This is a genomic window from Macrococcoides bohemicum, from assembly GCF_016865215.1.
GTDB classification, from domain to species: domain Bacteria; phylum Bacillota; class Bacilli; order Staphylococcales; family Staphylococcaceae; genus Macrococcoides; species Macrococcoides bohemicum.
In genome coordinates, this window is sequence record NZ_CP054482.1 from 64573 (window position 1) to 85241 (window position 20669).

Below are 20669 nucleotides of genomic sequence, written 5' to 3' on the forward strand. Positions count from 1 at the left end.
CGCACTCTTAACCGATACGCTGAAAGTTATCATAAATGATGAGGTTTTTAACAATCTTCAATAACGTTTTTTGAGTACACTTTACATAAATTATTGAAATAGAGAGTGTGATTTTTATGACGATACTAGAAACAGACCGTTTAATTTTAAGGGAACTTCGAAAAGAAGATAAATTTAATCTTTCTAAAGTATTATCTGATTCTGAGTCTATGCAACACTATGGTCATCCGTTTAATGAGCATGAGGTTGAAGAATGGATTAAGTGGAATATCGAAAATTATGCTACATATAATTGTGGTCTATGGGCGATTATTCTGAAAGAAGATGGAACTTTTTTAGGTGACTGTGGTATAACGATGCAAAATATTGATGGAGAGGTACTACCTGAGATTGGATTTCATATTATCAAAGAATACTGTAACAAAGGTTATGCCTCAGAAGCGGCAAATGCATGTATGGAATATGCTTTTAATGTTTTGGGGTTTGAAAAGATATATTCATATTCAACTATAGATAACTTGCCATCTCAAAAAGTAGCATCAAAAATTGGGATGAAGAAACATAAAGTATTTGAAAAGAACGGGTTACAACATATTGTTCAAATAGCTATCAAAGAATAGGAGAGCATAATATGAGTATCGAACAAAAATTATTTGATGAAGCTAAATCTTTTATTATTAAACGTTTCCCTAAAGGATGGGGAGGTGCTGCAGCGATGTATACCAAGAAAGGTGAAAGGTTCTATTAAAGAGAAGAGGAGCGTTTATATGGCTATACTCTATGAGAATTTTGAAGTCATGACGACAAAACTTGCCCAATATCTTTAAATTTAAAATGTTCACTGTTTATCAGTTAGCATTTTATTTTAACATAATAGTTTAATGCTAAAATATTTAATGTTAAAATAAAGATAGAGGTGACTATATGAAACAATCCAATTTCTTTGAGTTTGTACATGATGGAAATCAGTTAAGTTACAAAATGATGTCGCTATTCTTAAAGCAATTCAACCATAAAGTGAATATTTCTCAAATTATTTTACTTGAATATATTAAATGTAATGGTGCATCTCAGCCATCAACGATAGCTAAAGCACTAGGCTTCACAGATGGTGCTATTACAACAATGACTAATAAGTTGGTAAAAATGGAATATATCAATAGAGTACCTCAACTAATTGATCGTCGTGTTATATTGCTGAATATTACACCATCTGGAATTTCACTTTTAAAAGAAGCGGAAATTACAGGAGAAAAAGTTCGTAATGCAGTTTATAGCGTTCTAACTGATGAAGAATTAACACTGATGAAAGAAATACAAAAGAAACTATTGAATCATGTTGATTCAATAGATGAAATATAAGGAGGAGTTATAATGGAACGAATAAAAGATAAAGTGATGATAATTACAGGCGCTGCACAAGGTATGGGAAAAGTTCATGCAGAATGTGCGATTGCAGAAGGAGCTAAAGTTGTTATTACAGATATTAATGAAGAAAAAGGAAATGAAGTTGCTAAACAATTAGGTGAGAAAGCATTGTTTATAAAGCATAATGTTGCTGATGAAGAAGATTGGAAACGTGTGATTAAGGAAACATATGATAAGTGGGGACGCATTGATGTTTTAGTAAACAATGCAGGTATTACATATAATATGAAGATTGATGAGATTACTTTAGAAGATTATATGAAGATTATCAATATCAATCAAGTCTCTGTTTTTTTAGGTATTAAATATGTTTCAGAAATTATGAAAACGCAAAAGTCAGGTACAATCATTAATATTTCATCGATGAATGGCTTAGTAGGCGGAGCAATAGGTTATACGGATACTAAATTTGCAGTCAGAGGTATGACAAAAGCAGCGGCAAGAGAACTTTCACCTTATAATATTACAGTAAATTCTGTGCATCCAGGTGTAATTCATACACAGATGCTTGAGCAACCTGGTGTAAAAGAAGCGGTAGAGAAATTTAAACAAACTATTCCTATGCGCCGTGTTGCTGAAGCTAAAGAAGTGTCTCATATGATTATCTTCTTAGCATCTGACGAAGCTAGATACTCTACAGGATCAGAATTTGTGATTGATGGTGGAGTTACTGCCACTGTTTAATCTGTAAAGCGTTTTATGATTTTTAGATATTATAACCATCAATAACAACAAATACGAAATTTAAATATAGTACTTTTTCAGAATGTTAAGTATGAATTAAACTAATGTAAAGCAAAACTAAGTATTTTAAAAAACAGGAAATTTATAAATAAATATTGATAAAAGAATTTTATGGACTAACGATATATTAAAAATGAGGGGGGAAAACATGATGACTGATTTGAAAAAGATAACGAGAAGAGTATTACCACTTGCAGGGGGATTAAGTATAGGAAGACTGACAGCTAAAGCCCAAGATGATTATAAACAATATAAAAAACCACCATATTCACCACCAGCTATTGCTTTCCCTATTGTATGGCCAATACTTTATACATCAATGGGTATAGCATATGATAAAGCATATGAAAAAGCGGAAGATAAAGCAGAAAGAAAAGAACTAAAAAGCGTACATTATACTCAGTTAGGCCTAAATTATGCATGGTCTTTATTGTATTTCAATTTTAAATTAAGAAAAATATCATTGCTTGAAAGTTATGTATTACTAGCCGCAGGTAATATTGCAGCTAATAAGTTCTACAAATTTGAAAAAACAGCAGGATTATTGATGATCCCATATGTTTCATGGTTAAGTTATGCGAGCTATCTGAACGGTGGTAATTGGATTTTAAACAAAGATAAAGAAGGTTATACAAGGGATTAATAAAATAGAATTTAATATATTTAATAATTTCTCCGACGGCTTATAAGATTGGAGGAATTTCTTTCGTAGTTAATTTATTATTTCAAGAAGATTGGAATGAAGAATATGAAGGTATAAATTTATCATGTAAAGTATTTAGTTTCAAAATTAGATTAGCAAAGAAAACTCCTAAGAAACTTGGATATTTCGTTGCTATATGGAAGAAAGATTCCCTTAATAAAAATATACCTTTTAATGAAGATGATATTGGCGATTACCTTGTAATTAATATTCTTGATGACTATAATGAAGGTCAGTTTGTTTTCCCTGTTTCGATTCTAATCGAAAAAGGTATTGTCAAAGCTGATAATTCAAAAGACAAAATGGCTTTTAGAGTCTATCCGCCATGGGTCAAAGATTTGAATAAAACTGCAATGGTTAGTCAGAAATGGCAGACTGAACATTTTTATAATATGGGTGAATATAAGTTTAATATGTAATATATAGAACAGTAGCGATTTAAAATTCTAATCGCTACTGTTTATTCTAAAAGTTTTTAGAAACACTATTCATTAATTTCTCAAAATCTTCATCACTAATATTCGATTCCGTTAATGTTACTTGATAACCATCAGGATCAATGATAGTCATTTCCTTCGCATTCCACGGCATCTGTTCTAACGGTTGTAACACATACTTCTCGGATATCGACTTTGCTATTGTTTCGATATCATCAACAAGAATATTTATGAAACAACCATTACCACTTTTAAAGTCATCAGACTGAATCAGCATGATATCCTGATATTTTTCCAATCGCAAGTGATTCATAATAACTTCATTATTATCATTACGAAACTTGAATATACTTTGAAATCCTAAAGTGTGAAGATACCACTTCTCAGCTTTTTCAATATCTCTCACCAATATTTTAATAAACAACGGCATTTGATAGAATTCCATGTCATCACCTCCTTACTTAAATCGTAAGGTATAACGTGACGTTAGAGTAAAGAAGAATTATTTTTATACAGATAGCTAGTTAGTCATTATATTTCCTAGGAAATAACGACTATAAAACATTTTATAGCCCTTATTCTGTTGTATTATAAAGATATTAGATAGCACAAAATCTTTAATCAAGTTACGGTTAGTTTGAAGGAGCTGTTGAACATGGATGTAGGCAATCAAATTAGATATTACAGAAAAGAGAACGATTTATCTCAAGCAGAATTAGCAGAAAAGATATTTGTTTCAAGTCAGACCATATCGAATTGGGAGAATGAAAGAAGTTATCCGGATTTACATAATTTGATTGAGCTTGCTTCTTTGTTTAACGTTTCTTTAGACCAACTTGTTAAAGGAGATGTTAAGATGATGAGAAATGCAGTGGATCACAGTAATATGGGTAGGTATGGAAATTTAATGATGCTTTTTTACATTATTGAGCGCTGTATCTTTTGGCGCAGCATTAAAGTTTAGCGACGGATGGTTTGGTTTTCTAGTTCCGCTACTTTTGTGGATGATTTCATTTTATTTTGCAAATAAAATTGATCGATTGAAGAAGAAGTATGATATTCAAACATATAAAGAAATATTAGACTATATGGAAAACGGTGAAGTAATACAACATACACCAAGAGATGAGAAGAAATTTAAAAGGGAAAAAATAATAATCGTGACATGTTTTACAGCAGCATTTGGTATTCTAGTGCTTATTAGTATATATCTATTTCAGTTACTATAATAGTTATTTAAATAAACCTCATAATCTTTTCACAATCGAAAAGATTATGAGGTTTTTAATTTTCAAGGATAGGTTATTCATCTAATTTTGTCGTGAGCGATTAAGAGGGTAAATAAATAAATTTTGAAACTTTAATCACTTTACTAACGTAACAATGTTATGTTACACTATTTTTGAGGTGATGATATGGAGGATTTAATATCTAAAAAAGAGTTGCTACAAGTATGTGATATTAGCTACGGTCAGTTGTATCGTTGGAAACGAAAAAAGCTGATTCCTGAAGATTGGTTTATTAGAAAATCTACTTATACAGGTCAAGAAGCATTCTTTCCTAGGAATAAGATGATTGAGCGTATAGAAATGATAAAAACATTAAAAGATGATTATTCTTTAGATGATTTGTACAGTATGTTTGAAGAAGGTTATGAAGTAATTGAACAAGAAGACTATAGTAGTATTTTGTTTGCAGAGCCTTATTGGGAAATTGCAGAATCAATCTTTAATAAACGTAACAATGTTTCGAATAATGAAGTTATGACACTGATGTTTATAGAACTTACCTTAAATTCAGGATATTTTTCCAAAGAAGAAGTATTAGAAAGTGCACAAACATATCACCACAGTGAAGTGAAAGATGTAAATTATTATTTTGTGCGAGCAATGGGAGTGTTCATCCTTGTTTGCGCAAAAGAGATAGTAAATATAAGTGAAAATGCAAAGATTATTTATGAATTAGATGATACAAAAATTCAATTAGCTGTAAAACAAAAATTGAAAAGAGGTAATCATAATGACAACGAATCTAAATATTAATGCAATGACAACGATAACTGCTGGAGAGTATGGTGAAATTAAAGTTACAGGTTTGGGATCAGTAACTGGAGATATAAAAGCTGACTTGATTAAAGTAAGTGGAAAAATGGATGCTGAGGGTGATATTTCAGTTAGAGATTTCAAAGTATCAGGAATGACTAGCATCGAAGGTTCATTAAAGGTTAATACTATGAAAACAAGTGGTAAGGCTAATGTTGAGGGTAGTATAGAAGGTAATGACGTCCATGTATCTGGTATGTTAGTTGTTGAAGGAAATATTACGGGTGAACGATTAAAAGTATCTGGTTATTTAACAGTTGAAGGTGATATCGAAGTTGATCATTTTGAATGTAGTGGAAAAATTGAAAGTGATGGTTTGATAAATGCCGAAACAATTAATATTATGCTTGGGAATAATTGTTCAGCACAAGAAATCGGTGGAAAAGAAATCACTATACTAGATGGAAAGACAACTGATAATAAAGGTTTATTTGCATCATTGTTTACAGAAAATAATAGTGGAAAGCTGTCTTGTGATTTAATAGAAGGTGATGAAATTCGTCTAGAAAATGTGTTATGCGATGTAGTGAGAGGAAAGAATATTATCATTGGTAAAGGTTGTGTAATAGAAAAAGTTGAATATACAAACGCAATAGAAATTATTGATGATGCAATTATTGATGAACAGATAAAAATATAAATGAAGAGAATCACTTCTCGAAATTTGAGAAGTGATTATTATTATAATCTAATAGATTATAGCAGACTGTAGACAAAGTCTCCTTCGGAGATGAAGTTTACAGTCTTTTTTTGATAAAATATAGATATATCATTGAACGGTGGTGTTTTACTTGATTAAGAGAAGTAAGTCTGAAGATATTAATATCATTCGCAGTCAATTTGAAATGTATTCATTAGAAGACCTTGTACCAGAAAATCATCTTCTAAGAAAAGTTGATAAAGTATTCGATTTATCCTTTGTATATGATTTAGTAGAAGAAAAGTATTCTACAGATAATGGCCGTCCAAGTATTGATCCGGTTGTATTAATAAAAATTGTATTAATACAACACCTTTTTGGTATCAAATCAATGCGCCAGACAATTAAAGAGATTGAAACTAATTTTGCGTACAAATGGTATCTCGGTTTAGGCGTTAACGATAAAGTACCTCATTTTTCTACCTTCGGTAAGAACTATTCTAGACGATTTTATGATAATCAGATTTTCGAAGAAATCTTTTCTCGTATTCTCAAAATTGCTATAGATAATAACTTCGTAGATAATACTTCACTATTTATTGATTCAACGCATATTAAGGCCAATGCCAACAAGAAGAAATTTATTAAACAAGAAATACAGAAGACTGCTAAACATTATGAACAAGAGCTTATTGAAGATATCAATTCTATTAGAGAATCTGAAGGAAAAAAGCCTCTAGCTTCAAGAAAGGAGGAGAATCTTAAAGTAATAAAAATAAGTAATAATGATCCCGATGCTGGTTACTATGTTAAAAGTGAAAGAGAAAAACAATTTGCCTATAGTGCGCATACATGCTGCGATAAGTATGGTTATATCGTTGATTTTCATTTAACTCCTGGTAATGTTCATGATAGTACACAGTTAGTACCTATGATTGACAGGCTTGAAAGTAAAAAACTACTACCGAGATATGTTGCTGTGGATTCTGGATATAAAACACCTCATAATGCTAAGTATTTATTAGATAAAGAAATTCTACCAGCTATGCCATATAAACGTCCCATGGGTCCGAAGGACTTAATGAATAAAAATGAATTTATATATGACGAATACTATGATTGTTATATTTGCCCTAATAATCAAATGTTGAAATATCAAAGAACAGACAGCGATGGTTATCGTTTGTATATTTCTAATCCAAATAAATGTAAGGATTGTCCTTTACTTAATAAATGTACTAAGAGTAAAGAACAGAAAAAAATCGTTACAAGACATATATGGCAACAATATCTTGATATTGTTGATGACTTGAGATTCATAGATACTATAAAAGCTATATATAAATTGCGTAGTCAAACAATAGAAAGACGTTTTGCTGATGCTAAAGAACAGCATGGTTTGCGATGGACTAAGTACAAAGGAATTCAAAAAGTCACCATGGAGACCACGCTTATTTTCGCATGCATGAATTTAAAGAAATTAGCAAATTATCTAGCAGGTTAAGCTGGATATTTTGCTAATTTCTTTAAAATAACAATATTTTTCGAAGAAAAAAGACAAACTCACTTTTAGAATTGTGAGTTTGTCTTCAGTCTGTTATAATCTAATAGATTATAGTACATTAATTTATTTAGTAATAAAATAATTGGTGAAGAATATACAGTTTTGCCGGCGATAAAGTCAATCAACAAAGTAATTCTTGTAACATTGATACAAGAATGGGCTTAGGAAATAAGTTATCAGGTATAATTATTGAAGAGGATAAGATTATTGAAATTATCAGTTGAAATTTTATAAAACAGTAGAGGAGAGATGTTATGCACTGGAAAGAAAATAGAATTCTATCAGCGAAGAATGGTACGAATCCGATGGTAATAAAAGAATTAAAAGGTAGTTACGTAGTTTTTGGAGATGTTCAGTTTCTTCCAGGATATTGTGTATTACTTCCTAAAAGAGAGGTAAGATTATTAAATGATCTTACTTTAGATGAACGACAAGATTACTTATTAGACATGAGCTTAGTTGGTGATGCTATGATAAAAGCACTTAACCCGACAAGAGTTAATTATGAAATATTAGGTAACAAAGATCATTTTCTGCATGCACATTTATTCCCAAGATATGAATGGGAAGATGAATCTGTTAGGTATATGCCAGTGTGGGCGTATGATGCTTCTAATTGGTCAAACGAAGAAACAGCTTATGATCCTGATAAACATGATGAAATTAGAAAACAGATAGAGGTTGAATTAAAGAAAATATATAGTGATGAATAGATAAATAAATTGAACTATTCGAAAAAAACGGATAGTTCGATTTTATTTATAAACATCTTTCCTATGCCCAACATGTAGATTAGTGATAACAAAGACATCATTATCCACATATGAAATAATGCGATAATCTCCAACTCTAAAGCGGACATAGTTTCTTAGTTCCCCTTTTAAAGATTTTCCAGGTGAGGTTGGAAAGTCTACATCCATTAAATGCTTTTGTATCCAATTTAATATTTGTTTTTGAACGGCTTTATCTAATTTTTTAAAATCTTTTTCAAATGATGAAGCAAATACAACTTTATATTTAGCCATATAATTTCAACATTTCTTCTAAAGTTTTCACTTTCTTTGCATCTTGTTCCCATAACTCAAAGTTACGATCAGCCATCATAATATCATAGTCATCTTCAAGTTTCTCCATAATTGCTGAGCGAATAAATTCCGCTTTAGAAATACCTTTTTTTGTGACATATGCTTCCAGCGCTTCGTTAATCTGATCATCTAATCTAAATGAAAGGGGTGCTGACATTTCTTACGCCTCCTTGTAGTGATAATTAACTACACTTTATCATGTATTAAATATAGACTCAATAAATTTGTATCTAATTATTTTTACTCACAGTATAAAATAAATATTTGAGAATAGAGGCGAAAGATATGTCATTTCGGCATGTCTTTTTGTTTATTATGAATTAACCGCACTCTCTCCCGATACACTGAAAGTTATCACAAATGATGCGGTTTTTTTCAGCTCCTTTATTGAGTTAATTTGAACTTATCAAAACGTATAAGGTTTATGAGAAGTGCCGTTATTTTTTTTTGAAGCTTATTGTAAGTGATGTGTTATTTATCAAACCTATTATAATTTCATTGCAAAAGCTTTAATAAATTGATAATCTCTATATATTTTTTTACTAAAGTTTATTATCATAGGTACTGATATGAAAATTCAATATATGGAGAGATTTTATGAGTACCAATATATTAGATGAAATCAGTAAAGTTCTAAACGGAATTGAAAAGTACTGGATAAATAATAAATTAGCAAAACAAATAATAATAGAAGATTTAAGAAACAATGATAACAACTTGCTTTCAAAGCTTTTATCTAATATAACCATCACCAAAACTTATGTCCAAGACGTAGATGGTTATAAGATTTTTGACAAAGAAGCGTTTATTTCAATGTTACGCTATAAAAGCTACTGGCAAGATAGCTATACTAAGTATACAAATAAAATTGGCTTAACAAGTAATGGCAAATTTTTAAATTATAATTCTGATGTGATATTAGATTTTCCATTTAAAGATTGTGTACTTGAAGGCGGTATGACAAAAGAAGAGAGTGTTTTAAAAAATAATGAAAAATTCTATAATCAAGTTATTGCGAAAGATGAAATAGATACTTTGTTTTCTCCTAAAGTTCTACAAAATATTACCAAATATAACAGGGAAAACTCACATTTTACTAATACTATCGAAGAAAAAGAAAATTTATTACTAAAAGGTAATAATTTAATAGCTCTACATAGTTTAAAGAAGCGCTTTAACAAAAAAATAAAAAGTATTTTTATTGATCCACCATACAATACTACTAATGACAGTTTTAAATATAATGATAGATTCAATGAAAGTACTTGGTTAACTTTTATGAAAAATAGACTAGAAGTTGCTAAAGATTTACTAAGTGATGATGGAAGTATAAGTATAGTCATTGACCATCACGAGCTAGCGCCACTCATGTTATTATGTAATGAAATATTTGGTAAAAATAACCTTCAAAATATTGTTACTATAAAAAGATCTAGTGCTTCAGGAGCTAAAGTAATTAATAAAGGTTTAGTAAATGTGTCTGAGTACATAATAATTTATAGTAGAAATAATGAATTGTGGAAACCAAACAGAGTTTATTCCACTAAGGAAAGAGATAAACGTTATAATAATTTTTTAATAAATCGAGATGAACATTACTCTAAGTGGAAGTATATTACATTATTGGAAGCCTTCGCTAAATATAAAAATATACCTAAAAGAGAGCTAAAAAAAGAACTAGGTAATGATTATGAAATTCAATTAGAAGAATTTGTCTTAAATAATGTTTCTAAAGTTTTTCAATTTGTTTCATTAGATGATAATCAAATCAGCAAAAAAGCTAAAGAAATAAAAAAATTATCAAAAAATAATCCTCAAAAGTACTTTAAAATAGAAAGAGAAGATTATAAAGATTATTATATTAAAAATGGTAGTGCAATATTATTTTTAGAAGACAGGCTCGTTGAGATAGATGGTTTAAAAACATTTGGATCTCCGGCAACAGATATATGGACAGATGTTTTACCAAACGATTTACATAATGAAGGTGGAGTAGTATTTAGAAAAGGGAAAAAACCAGAGAAACTAGTTAGAAGAATTATAGAAATGACTTCTAATGAAAACGATACAGTGTTAGACTTCTTTGCAGGATCAGGAACTACTGGTGCAGTAGCTTTAAAATTAAATAGAAAATTCATATTGATTGAACAAATGGACTATATTAATAATATTACAATAAATAGATTACAAAATACTTTAATCAATAAAAAAAATAATGGCATTTCAAACGATGTAAAATGGCAAGGCGGAGGGTCTTTTATATATGCCGAATTAGCAAAAGAAAATCAAGAAATTATTGAAAATATTATACGTTGCGATACTAAAGAAGAACTTGACCAACAAATTGATGATTTAATAAGTAAAGGTGTTCTTAATTATGAAGTGGATTTTGATAAGTTTATAAGCACTAAAAAAGAATTTCACGAATTAAAACTTGAAGAACAAATAGAAGTGCTAATTAGATTATTAGATAGTAATCAATTATATGTTAATTACGCTGATATTGAAGATTCAGCATATAATTTCACAAAAAATGAAATAGAATTTAACCATAGTTTCTATGGGGGTGAGTAAAAATGAATGAAATGCTACATGATCGTATTGAAAACCAATTGTTTAAACAATATCCAGATATCCCTAACTATATTATTGATAATTTGAACCATCGTTTAAGACCATATCAAGAAGAAGCTGTGCAAAGGTTAATGTTTCTTGAGGAGAATGATAAAGGTAATTTATACAACAAGAAATTGATGTTTAATATGGCGACTGGTTCTGGTAAAACACTAGTTTTAGCTGCATCCATACTTTATTTATTTAAAGAAAAAGGCTATCAAAATTTCTTGTTTTTTGTTAATAGTACTGCGATTGTTAATAAAACGTATGATAATTTAACAAACACGTCATCTAGTAAATATTTGTTTAACACAGAAGGAATTGTCATTGATGGAAAACTGATAAATATTCAAGTAGTAGATAATTATCCCATCTTATCTGATGAAAATACGATTTATCTTAAATTAACAACGATTAATGCATTGCATGATAAATTAAATTACCCAAGAGAAAACGAAATTACCTATGAAGATTTAGCTCAGTTCCCTATCGTATTATTAGCTGATGAGGCCCATCATCTAAATGTCAGTACAAAGAAAAAAGACAAAAAAACTACTCAGCAAATTGAAGAAACTAACTGGGAAGTAACTGTTGATAGGCTTATGAAGCAAAACAAAAAGAATAAATTGTTAGAATTTACAGCTACGGTACAGTTAGAAGATGATATTTTTGAAAAATATAAAGATAGAATTCTTTATCGTTATGATTTAAAGGAATTTATGCAACAAGGGTATTCAAAAAATGTTACGCTTTTGTATGCGACTGAGGACAATGAAGATAAAATACTACATGCTTTATTAATGAGTGAATATAAAAAGTATATAGCTGATAAAAAAAATATAAAACTTAAACCAGTTATCATGTTTCAATCCACTTCTATTAAAGGCTCACAAGAAATTCATCAATTGATGCTTGACCGTTTAGAACAGTTAACGTATGAGCAATTAGAAACAATTATTGATAATGGTTTTAAATTTTACAGTGGTCAAAATAGTATTTGGAGTAAAGTGTTCAGTTTTTATAAAAAAATTAATTTATTAAAAGTGTTAGATGATTTGAAATGGGATTTTAATAAACAAACAACATTAAATGTTAATAATGAGAAAGAGAAAGAGAAAAATGCGAAATTACTAAATAATCTAGAAGATCTTGAAAACCCTATAAGAGCTATATTTGCAGTGTACAAACTTAATGAAGGTTGGGATGTCTTAAATCTTTTCGATATTGTCAAAGTTGATGAGAAGAAAAAGGTCAACAAGAACGCGACGAATGCAGAAGCACAACTCATTGGTCGGGGAGCTAGATATTATCCATTTATTTATGAAGAAGAGAAATCTTATAAGCGAAGGTTTGATGAAGAATTTAGTGATTTAAAAGCAATTGAAACTTTACATTATCATACAATAAATGATTCTTCTTACATTAAAAATTTACACCAATCTTTAACAGAAGCAAAAGTTCAGACAAATGCTGATATAAGTGAGATACACGAAGGTAAGGTAAAAAATAAATTTAAAAAAACTGATCTTTTTAAATTTGGCAAAATATATGTTAATAAAACAGTACCAACGACTGCTGAGGACTATGAGAATTTGGAAAACTATAATGCATCTAGGGAATATAAGCAGGATTTATTCAAAGTAAGTGAGTCAAATTTAACTCAAGGTATTAAAGCTATAGCTGAAAATCGTAAAGAAGTAAGATTAAAGCTTAATAAACCAATACTACAAAAAGCTTTAAGAAGTAATCCATTCTTTAGATATTCTAATTTAAAAAAATATGTACCTAGTATTACGAGTATGCAGACATTTATTGAATCAAAAAGTTTTCTAGGAGATATAGATATAAGTGTAACTATACCTCAAGGTATGGATGTTAATGAAATTACACCAAAAATAAAATTATCTATATTAAATAATTATTTAAGTAAACTAGAAACGAAAATAAAAAATAATTATCTAAAAGTTAAAGGTACAACGATTTTTGAAGGTATTAAGATGTCAGAATTAATCGATGATTACGTTGTTGAAGTTAATAATGTTAATAGAGATGTTTCAGATTTAGAAAATCAGAAACGACCAAAAAATATGAACCAACATGATTGGTATATTTATGATAAAGCTATTGTAAATGGTCTTGAGAGTGATTTGATTGATTTAATCAATAATATGATGGAAGATTTACAAAATAAATATGAAGAAGTCTATTTAATACGTAACGAACGTAAAATTAAGTTTAGAGAAATTAATGGTGTCAGAGGTTTTATGCCTGATTTCTTGTTGTACTTGAAGGATAATGAATACACATATCAGGTATTTGTAGAGCCTAAAGGCCAACATCTATTATTAAACGATAAATGGAAAGAACGATTTATGTTATCACTGAATGAAAGAGATGATATTGAAGTGCTTGCTGAAAATAATGATGTCAGATTAGTGGGCCTATGCTTTTATTCTGATGATTCAACAAAAAGAAAAGAATTTAAAGAACAGTTTAATAATCGACTATTAAATTAATTATTTTCCATTGCTAAAAATACAAACAATAAAAAATAATATTATAAGGGGGCTAGACATTATGTCTTCCCCCTTTTCCTAAGAATTACTTAGTTCATTTTTTAATTTTTTAACCATCGCCTTAAGAGAAGAAAAATTCATGCCTATAGAACCACCACTCCTACAAGTAGAATTGCTTTAAAAATTCCTTTTGCAAAGGTGTTTTTTGTAAGTTTGATACAAAATGTCTTTAGAACCTTTTTAACATAGGCAGAACAAAATAGGATTTTTACTTTATTACCTAATATCTTTATTCCGATTAGGTGCAAGAAATCCTGCATAAACGATTGTAAACAACAAGAACGACCAGAATAGGATAGATAGGTATGAAATACCATCCAAAGCTAAACCGACTTGTAAAACGATGAATACACATAAAAACTGCAATAATAATATCTTGATAATTTTAGCTGCCATTGATTATTCCCCCAATTGTCTTTCATAACGTTCATCTAAACGTTGTTGTAGTGCATTTAACTCTTTATTACTCATTCCGTCTAGTTCTGTTAAATGATTGTTCTTATTGAGTTATAATTCATGGGAAGCAGTATCTAATTAACATAAATTAATCCTGCATAAAAAGTACTATAAACAAAAGTAAAAGATAGAACCAAAAAAGAGAGAAATAATTTTATTTCTCTCTCATTTATTAATATAAAATTCTAGTTACCTAGGTCAGCATCGTGGACTCTACCTGTTGATCTTTCAATAACTATAACATTACTAACATCAGCCGAACCATTTTTAGAATAATAAACCTCATAGTTACTTTCGTTCTCTACGATGTGATCAATTTCAGGGTTAAGATTGCGACCATCCATTATTCCCCAAAACACTGACTCAGCATCATCTTTAGTCATTTGTTCTGCTGCTTCTTTAGAACCTCACTCTGGTGAATTAGAGGTATCATTTTTATGTTGATCATTATAGCATTTGCTATTTACATTTTCACAGTCATCGTTACCATTTTCATCTAAGGCATAAAGATTATAAAGTAACACTTTAGCTTGTTCATACTCCTCAGGCATTACATAATATGTTGCATCAGGAGATTTCAAAATAGCAGTTCTTGAAGCAGAAGGAGAATGAACATCGAAACCGAGATTACTTGAATCTCCATTCCAACTACCACTAGAACCTGAACAGAGGTTGCCTTCCTGTTTTTTTATGAGAATTTTCTTGGTCGATGATTTACTTAGTTGAGAACATTTTATGATAACTTTCTAAATTCCCAACTTCACCGTATTTTTGCATTAAACTCATCGTATCTATGGCACGAGTTAATTTACCTTTTAAAAACGTCTTATTTAAAATTTTCATAAACCAAAGTGGCATAACTTTAACAGGCAGTTCTGGATCAAACTTTTTCCCATATTGCTCTAAGGCATCTTTAAGAAGTATCGGTTTTTCTCTCCCTGTTACAACATATGTTTGATAGTTAGTCTCATGAATGCTAAAAGAATCAGCTATATCATTTGCCATTTCTCTAAGTTTCACAATGTGCATGGGATGAGGTTGACTACCGAGTAACATGATTTGTTTACCTTGGACAAATTGTTGAAGTGTGACATCTATAAAACCTGGTTTAAAGATTGTGTATAGAAGGTTACTTTCTTTTAAGTATTTTTCTACATTAACTTTCGCACCTTCAGAAGGGTGATTGGAAACTCTCTCTTCAGCATACATGCCAGAAATATAGACTACTTTTTTAATGCCAACATCTTCGGCAATCTTAAGTACATCGATTACGGCTTCTTCTTCAATGCGCTTAATTGCTTCATGATCATTGCCAGCATTAACAGCAATAAAAAGGTAGTCGTGATTTTGTAGGTAATCTTTTAAGAGTGCGGAATTTGTAAGTGAACCTTTGACTAGGTTCGCGTTATTCTCCAGAAAAGTATTTGTATTATTGTGGATTAAAGCTGTAAGCTCATACTTTGACTGTTTAAGCGACTCTGCGACAGCACCACCTATAGTCCCTGTTGCACCAATTATAAATACATTCTCATTCATATTTTTTTCTCTCCCTAGCTTCTTGTAGACGTTTATTTGCAGATTGTGTGTGTTTACTAACGGCTTCGACACCAAATACTTTCCCTAGACCGAAGTTTGGCATATTAATATAAACATTTTCAGACTGTCCATTTTCCACATTATATGTCTCATGGTAGAAGGCAACAGCATCATTGTCCTTAACTAATTTTAAAAATTTTTTCCATGATTTTAAATGCTTTGGCATTTTTGAATATGCTTGAAGGTTTTCTACTGAATCCCAATACTGAATGAGTATATTCATTCTAGAACGAAAGAACATCTCTGTATTCAGGCAACCGAGTGATGGGTTTTGACTCAACTCTTTCATCATCGGCGGCATCGCTAAGAACACAGGTAACCATTTATTTATTTTGTACCACTTGTTGATACGCATTCCAATCAAAAATACTGTGATATTATCCTGTTGTACTGCAGTATATCGCCCTTCGTTGATCATTTACTTTCCTCCTAGCTTATAATTAATCTCTGCTATATTTCTTTTCGTTCGCCTTCTAATAATCGACCAAATAATGATATAAACAACAATGAAAATAACGAAGAAGATCATTAAAGCCGAGAGTTTAAGCGGAAACCACCCCGCAAGGACTGCAAGGGGGAAAAATATGAGTAACATAGTTAAAAAGTGTACGGCTGTTGTTTTTACAATGGTGAAGTCTGTATGAGTGAAAATATAGGTACCTAAACTAAAGGTGACTCCAATGCATGCCCATACAAATGATGCAATCATGACGGTTTGTAATTCGGTAAAATGACTGAAGTAATAATGACCAAAGGTGGATTCGGGTGAAACAGGGTGATACTGGCCATCGGCAAATATTAAAGAAAATATAATTGAAATAACAAGTCCTGAAGATAAGCCAATTAAAATACCCATCAATGCTCTTTTCATAAATTCAATTGCTCCTTAATCTGTTTTAAGTATCGTCTAGAAGAATGAGTAAAATCGTTGTTGCTAAAGATGATTTTGATGATGCCATTTTTACCTAACTCAAAATGGTGAATAAAATCGATGTTGATAATTTCAGATTTTGATATTTGAATAAAATTGTGTGTTGATAAAGCCTCAACCTCGTATAACTTCGCTTGTATTACATACTTTTTATGGATTGTATATGCATACAGCCTTCTGTCCTCAATCCTGAAACTATAAATATCGACGAGACTTATAAGAAAAACCTCATCATTATGTCGCCCCTTTACTTTTTTGGAGGTTCGTTTTGATAGTTCTCTTATTAAAGATTGGATTTCAGAACTATCTGCTTGAGCGCGGATTTCGACTTCGTCTTGCTTGAGCGATGGATCTCTTTTAAAAGTGATTTTCATTCATCTTGCTCCTTTTCTATGCAAAGTAAACCATGTATGTAGTGAAAAAACCACGAGTTTTGTCTAAGTGGTTGATTAGATTGATTAAGTGGTTCTATTTACTTACCCATTTCTATAGATAATTAAGGTAAATCGTCTGCGGTTGTGATAAGTGAGGTAAAAGAGATTGACGATTGTGAGGCCAACTCTTTTTTACCGAGTACAGCTTGAAAGACTGGATCCTGTCTTAATAGATTAGCTGATGAGTCTGCCGAGTACCCAGCAATTAACTGCATAATGAGTTGTTCTAATATCGCTAAGTTATCATGTGTGAAGTAAACACGTTTGTCTTTAATATGGAGCCACTGTTTAGCTACGTGTGAAAAGTCGAAGGTATTCATCACCTCTTTAACTAAGACCAAACCCGAATCACTCGATAAGCGCCCACCTGTATGTGAAATAGTCAAATTTGAATTGAATTTTACCTGGTTTTTGTGTAAGCTAGTCATGAGAAGAACTCCTTTCTTTTGGTTGGTTTCGACACCTTTACCATATCAGAATGGGGTTCTTTTTGCATCACTTAACAGGTGAAAATGAAAAAGTAAATGAAGACTGCCGTTAGGCAGTTTCAGACGGTTTGAAGTCAAAGTATGAATTATTCAGGATATTTATTACAAAAAAAATTGAAATCGCCTACTCAAAATGAGTAGGCGATTTTTATAAATAAATGGCTAGTAACAAAAAATCATTCTGCAATAAAGAGTAATCTAAATTTAATTGCTGAATATATCTTACTTTTATAATATTTATATTATTACTACTTATTCCAAACCTTATTATTATAGTCATATTTGTATCCTCTACTTTCTAATAGAGATTTAGTAGCAGTACCGATATTCGTATCATAATCACCAGATTCTTCATTATGCTTATGCCATTCCATGAGTTCTTTGTCTGAAAGATCTTCCATTAAAGTTCTCATAGTACCATTACTACCTGTTGTTTCCCAGATTGCTTCTACTAATGCAACTGCTGTCATCCCTGCATATTTTCCAGTTGTTTTTGCAGTCGACAAAGCTTTATTACCTGCAAATTTTGTAGCTTTAAGTGCAGTTCTACCGGTAACAGTAGCAGCTTTTTTACCATTGTTACCTACAACTTCAGTTAGTTTTGAAAATCTATTATTCATTACAATATCTCCTTTACTTTTTTGACTTACTTTTGAACATTAAAATCAGTAGGATTTTTAGCACATTTATCAATAATTTCAGATATATCGTTTTTTAATGGACCTTTAATTGTTAACATTCTTTTAGTTGTAGAGATAAGTGCTGCAGTTGAGGCAGATAATCCTATTAAAGGTAACACTAATCCACCCGTTGAGAAGGTGGCTAAAGCTAACCCACCTACTCCAAGCTTCCCTAATTGTTTAAATGGTTTGTTATCAAAAGTTACATTAATACCATTAATTTTTTTATCTTTCGATTGACCTATTGTAATAACGTAATTGTGTTTGCGATGTTTGAGATAGAAACTCGATATTTCTGCATCATCTAAAAACACTTTTATAAAAGTACGTTTAGCTGAGTTTGAACCTGTATTAATTACTTCATCGCTATTAAGTTTTTCTGTATAAGTTGTTAACTTATAGTCTTTTTCTAATGCTAATTTTTTAAGATTTTGTTCTAAGTTATGGACATTTATATATTCGTAAAATGTAAATTTCATTACGTATTCCTCCTTTATCCATTGATTGTCGTATTCATTTAAACGATAGTTTCTTTCTTCTAAAAGGTGTCTTACTGTAATCATCTTTGTATAATGATTTTCTGAACCAGAATATTTGTTATACAGTTGAATTAACTTTTTGTCTGTAGACTGTTTTAACTTTCGGTCGATATTAACTACATCAGATGATAACCCAAACTCTTTCTTCTTTAAGAACATATTTTTGATATTAAGTATCTGCTTTTTCAGATTCAATCATCTCCTGACATACCATATAGCATTCATCGACATGTCTTTTCCCTAAAGCATACATAGCACTGTAACTAATACCACCAGAAACAACAGCTCCGATAACCGGCACAAATTTAGCTATTTGCTTATCACGAAGTTTTTTGAAACCCATCGTTTTAAGTACTTTGATTACTAATTCTTTTGTAAGATTCTTTCCAATGAACTGATTTCCAACTGATGTAACGATTACAAGTATCTTTTGTTTTTCCGCAGCATCTAAATCATCAATTTGATCATTGGACAGTCCAAATTTTTTATTAATCTTATCAACAACTTCCATTATTAAGCCGATGTCAGCCGCTACATCAACTCCTGGAACAGGAACGGCAGCAATTGCACCACTAGTTGTAGCACGCTGTTTAACAATACGCATCGCTGCTTTTTTTGCCTTATCTAGATCTTTTTGATTAGTTATTTTCATTAATATCACTCCAAGTCATCTTTATCTATTTGTTGAGTGAAGTAGACTTGATTAAGACGTAGAAGATAATCATAAAAATCTTTTGAGTAGGGACTGTTAATCAAACGTATGTATGGACTGTGAACTAAAAGTACTTCGAAAACATTTTTTCGAGTCATATTGAATGAAACAATAATCGTCGCATCTGTTATGGACTCTATGAGTCTAACTTCATAAATATCTTTCAATGTATGCCAAACCTCTTTTGCTATTTCAAATGTTGATATATTGTCCTCATGTTTATCCTGTCTCTTTTCAAGTTGAATAGATTGTATGCTAGATATTCTAATAGATGTTTCTTCTCTTTCCTTTATGTAAACTAGAAAAAAGTCAGAGTGTTTATAATAAATTTCTAAAGGTGTAGTGTTTGTTATAACATCTTGGGTAGTTACGATGTTGATTGTGTTCTTCTGTAATATAGCATTTTGAATTTGACTAATGATTTTATAGTCTGATTCTGAATCAATGACTGTAAATTGTTTTAATAAACGTACAAGTTCATTCATATCGTGGTTATAATTTTCGGTGATAATAGTCTTAAGCGTATCGTAAATCTTTTCGTGCATAACTGGCGATAGGGAATATAGTTGGGTCAAAATCATTCGTAACGGATAACTGTCTCTGTGAGATAGATGGTTAGAAATACTATATGCATTCAATGAATGGTTATAGATGATTTCCTGCCTGTATAAATGTTCATTTGAGTCACTTAGATATGTCCTGATTTCATCTATATCTCTTTGTACCGTTCTAGGATTTACACCAAATTCATATGCTATTTCTTCTTTGTTTATATATCTATTCTTTATCAATCGGTTATATAGAATTAACAGTCTTTGTGCTCGATTCAACGTCTTAATCACCACCCTCCATCCAATGGTTTAATTATAGAAAATGACATAGACATGATACGTCAAACCTTTATAAAAAATATAAATATTTTACAGATGATAATTGCT

Annotated in this window: 26 protein-coding genes and 1 pseudogene; 13 read left to right on the top strand and 14 right to left on the bottom strand. The window is 30.5% G+C overall.

The features are described 5' to 3' along the window. Positions 1-116: 116 nt before the first annotated feature. From HT586_RS00340 to HT586_RS00360, 5 genes are all read left to right on the top strand, one after another. Positions 117-620 (top strand): GNAT family N-acetyltransferase, encoded by a 504-nt coding sequence (locus tag HT586_RS00340; protein WP_203545948.1) that lies wholly within the window; start codon positions 117-119, stop codon positions 618-620. A 304-nt stretch (positions 621-924) separates the two neighbouring features. Further along, positions 925-1362: a MarR family winged helix-turn-helix transcriptional regulator gene (locus HT586_RS00345; RefSeq protein WP_203545949.1), complete on the top strand. Its 438-nt coding sequence runs from the start codon at positions 925-927 to the stop codon at positions 1360-1362. Between the two features lie 12 nt (positions 1363-1374). After that, the gene (locus tag HT586_RS00350; RefSeq protein ID WP_203545950.1) at positions 1375-2112 is read left to right on the top strand and encodes an SDR family NAD(P)-dependent oxidoreductase; all 738 of its coding nucleotides are present in this window, start codon (positions 1375-1377) and stop codon (positions 2110-2112) included. 211 nt (positions 2113-2323) lie between these two features. Next, the gene (locus HT586_RS00355) at positions 2324-2815 is read left to right on the top strand and encodes a TspO/MBR family protein (protein ID WP_203546511.1); all 492 of its coding nucleotides are present in this window, start codon (positions 2324-2326) and stop codon (positions 2813-2815) included. Between the two features lie 56 nt (positions 2816-2871). After that, the gene (locus HT586_RS00360; protein ID WP_269152468.1) at positions 2872-3294 is read left to right on the top strand and encodes a MepB family protein; all 423 of its coding nucleotides are present in this window, start codon (positions 2872-2874) and stop codon (positions 3292-3294) included. Positions 3295-3340: 46 nt separating this feature from the next. Here HT586_RS00360 and HT586_RS00365 read toward each other — a convergent pair whose 3' ends face one another. After that, complete coding sequence (locus HT586_RS00365; protein ID WP_203545951.1) at positions 3341-3757, bottom strand: glyoxalase superfamily protein; 417 nt, start codon at positions 3755-3757, stop codon at positions 3341-3343. Between the two features lie 210 nt (positions 3758-3967). On the opposite strand from HT586_RS00365, the gene HT586_RS12365 reads away from it, so the two are divergent. The 6 genes from HT586_RS12365 to HT586_RS00390 all read left to right on the top strand — a co-directional run bounded on the left by HT586_RS12365 (position 3968) and on the right by HT586_RS00390 (position 8331). Continuing rightward, positions 3968-4276: a helix-turn-helix transcriptional regulator gene (locus HT586_RS12365; RefSeq protein WP_238999336.1), complete on the top strand. Its 309-nt coding sequence runs from the start codon at positions 3968-3970 to the stop codon at positions 4274-4276. A gap of 40 nt (positions 4277-4316) precedes the next feature. Then, positions 4317-4541: a hypothetical protein gene (locus HT586_RS12370; RefSeq protein WP_238999263.1), complete on the top strand. Its 225-nt coding sequence runs from the start codon at positions 4317-4319 to the stop codon at positions 4539-4541. Between the two features lie 186 nt (positions 4542-4727). Next, positions 4728-5354 (top strand): DUF4004 family protein, encoded by a 627-nt coding sequence (locus HT586_RS00375; RefSeq protein WP_203545952.1) that lies wholly within the window; start codon positions 4728-4730, stop codon positions 5352-5354. After that, positions 5332-6054, top strand: a complete 723-nt coding sequence (locus HT586_RS00380; RefSeq protein ID WP_203545953.1) for a polymer-forming cytoskeletal protein — start codon at positions 5332-5334, stop codon at positions 6052-6054. Before HT586_RS00375 ends, HT586_RS00380 begins: the two co-directional genes overlap by 23 nt. A 205-nt stretch (positions 6055-6259) precedes the next feature. Further along, positions 6260-7558: an IS1182 family transposase gene (locus tag HT586_RS00385; RefSeq protein WP_111744502.1), complete on the top strand. Its 1299-nt coding sequence runs from the start codon at positions 6260-6262 to the stop codon at positions 7556-7558. A 314-nt stretch (positions 7559-7872) separates the two neighbouring features. Next, positions 7873-8331, top strand: coding sequence for an HIT family protein (locus HT586_RS00390; protein WP_203545954.1), 459 nt, complete (start codon positions 7873-7875; stop codon positions 8329-8331). A gap of 42 nt (positions 8332-8373) precedes the next feature. Here the strand turns inward: HT586_RS00390 and HT586_RS00395 are convergent, their stop codons facing one another. After that, positions 8374-8643 (bottom strand): type II toxin-antitoxin system RelE family toxin, encoded by a 270-nt coding sequence (locus tag HT586_RS00395; RefSeq protein WP_099579458.1) that lies wholly within the window; start codon positions 8641-8643, stop codon positions 8374-8376. Then, positions 8636-8860 (bottom strand): type II toxin-antitoxin system RelB family antitoxin, encoded by a 225-nt coding sequence (gene relB, locus HT586_RS00400; protein WP_099579456.1) that lies wholly within the window; start codon positions 8858-8860, stop codon positions 8636-8638. Before relB ends, HT586_RS00395 begins: the two co-directional genes overlap by 8 nt. Positions 8861-9300: 440 nt before the next feature. Here relB and HT586_RS00405 point away from each other — a divergent pair, with 440 nt between their 5' ends. Continuing rightward, positions 9301-11277: a site-specific DNA-methyltransferase gene (locus HT586_RS00405; RefSeq protein ID WP_203545955.1), complete on the top strand. Its 1977-nt coding sequence runs from the start codon at positions 9301-9303 to the stop codon at positions 11275-11277. Positions 11278-11279: 2 nt separating this feature from the next. Then, positions 11280-13835, top strand: a complete 2556-nt coding sequence (locus HT586_RS00410; protein ID WP_203545956.1) for a DEAD/DEAH box helicase family protein — start codon at positions 11280-11282, stop codon at positions 13833-13835. Positions 13836-14111: 276 nt separating this feature from the next. On the opposite strand, the gene HT586_RS00415 is transcribed toward HT586_RS00410, so the two are convergent. The 11 genes and pseudogenes from HT586_RS00415 to HT586_RS00465 all read right to left on the bottom strand — a co-directional run bounded on the left by HT586_RS00415 (position 14112) and on the right by HT586_RS00465 (position 20573). Then, positions 14112-14291: a hypothetical protein gene (locus tag HT586_RS00415; protein ID WP_203545957.1), complete on the bottom strand. Its 180-nt coding sequence runs from the start codon at positions 14289-14291 to the stop codon at positions 14112-14114. Positions 14292-14536: 245 nt separating this feature from the next. Continuing rightward, positions 14537-14695, bottom strand: a complete 159-nt coding sequence (locus tag HT586_RS00420) for a hypothetical protein (RefSeq protein ID WP_203545958.1) — start codon at positions 14693-14695, stop codon at positions 14537-14539. 370 nt (positions 14696-15065) lie between these two features. After that, on the bottom strand, positions 15066-15887 hold the full coding sequence (locus HT586_RS00425) for an NAD(P)H-binding protein (protein ID WP_203545959.1): 822 nt from the start codon (positions 15885-15887) through the stop codon (positions 15066-15068). Next, positions 15880-16365 carry a DUF4188 domain-containing protein gene (locus tag HT586_RS00430; RefSeq protein WP_103346993.1) on the bottom strand — a complete coding sequence of 162 codons (486 nt, stop codon included), beginning with the start codon at positions 16363-16365 and terminating at the stop codon, positions 15880-15882. The genes HT586_RS00425 and HT586_RS00430 overlap by 8 nt, the downstream gene beginning before the upstream one ends. After that, entirely contained in the window at positions 16366-16818 is a 453-nt protein-coding gene (locus HT586_RS00435) for a DUF3021 domain-containing protein (RefSeq protein WP_103346994.1), read from the bottom strand. Next, a complete protein-coding gene (locus HT586_RS00440; protein WP_103346995.1) occupies positions 16815-17252 on the bottom strand; it encodes a LytTR family DNA-binding domain-containing protein in 438 nt (145 codons plus the stop codon). Before HT586_RS00440 ends, HT586_RS00435 begins: the two co-directional genes overlap by 4 nt. Before the next feature lie 161 nt (positions 17253-17413). Beyond that, positions 17414-17740 (bottom strand): annotated as a pseudogene (locus HT586_RS00445) (transposase); the annotation flags it as partial. A 308-nt stretch (positions 17741-18048) separates the two neighbouring features. Next, the gene (locus HT586_RS00450; RefSeq protein ID WP_203545960.1) at positions 18049-18420 is read right to left on the bottom strand and encodes a hypothetical protein; all 372 of its coding nucleotides are present in this window, start codon (positions 18418-18420) and stop codon (positions 18049-18051) included. Positions 18421-18446: 26 nt separating this feature from the next. Then, on the bottom strand, positions 18447-19214 hold the full coding sequence (locus tag HT586_RS00455) for a hypothetical protein (RefSeq protein ID WP_203545961.1): 768 nt from the start codon (positions 19212-19214) through the stop codon (positions 18447-18449). Beyond that, on the bottom strand, positions 19189-19671 hold the full coding sequence (locus HT586_RS00460; protein WP_133353681.1) for a hypothetical protein: 483 nt from the start codon (positions 19669-19671) through the stop codon (positions 19189-19191). Before HT586_RS00460 ends, HT586_RS00455 begins: the two co-directional genes overlap by 26 nt. A gap of 5 nt (positions 19672-19676) precedes the next feature. Continuing rightward, the gene (locus tag HT586_RS00465) at positions 19677-20573 is read right to left on the bottom strand and encodes an HTH domain-containing protein (protein WP_203545962.1); all 897 of its coding nucleotides are present in this window, start codon (positions 20571-20573) and stop codon (positions 19677-19679) included. Positions 20574-20669: the final 96 nt, after the last annotated feature.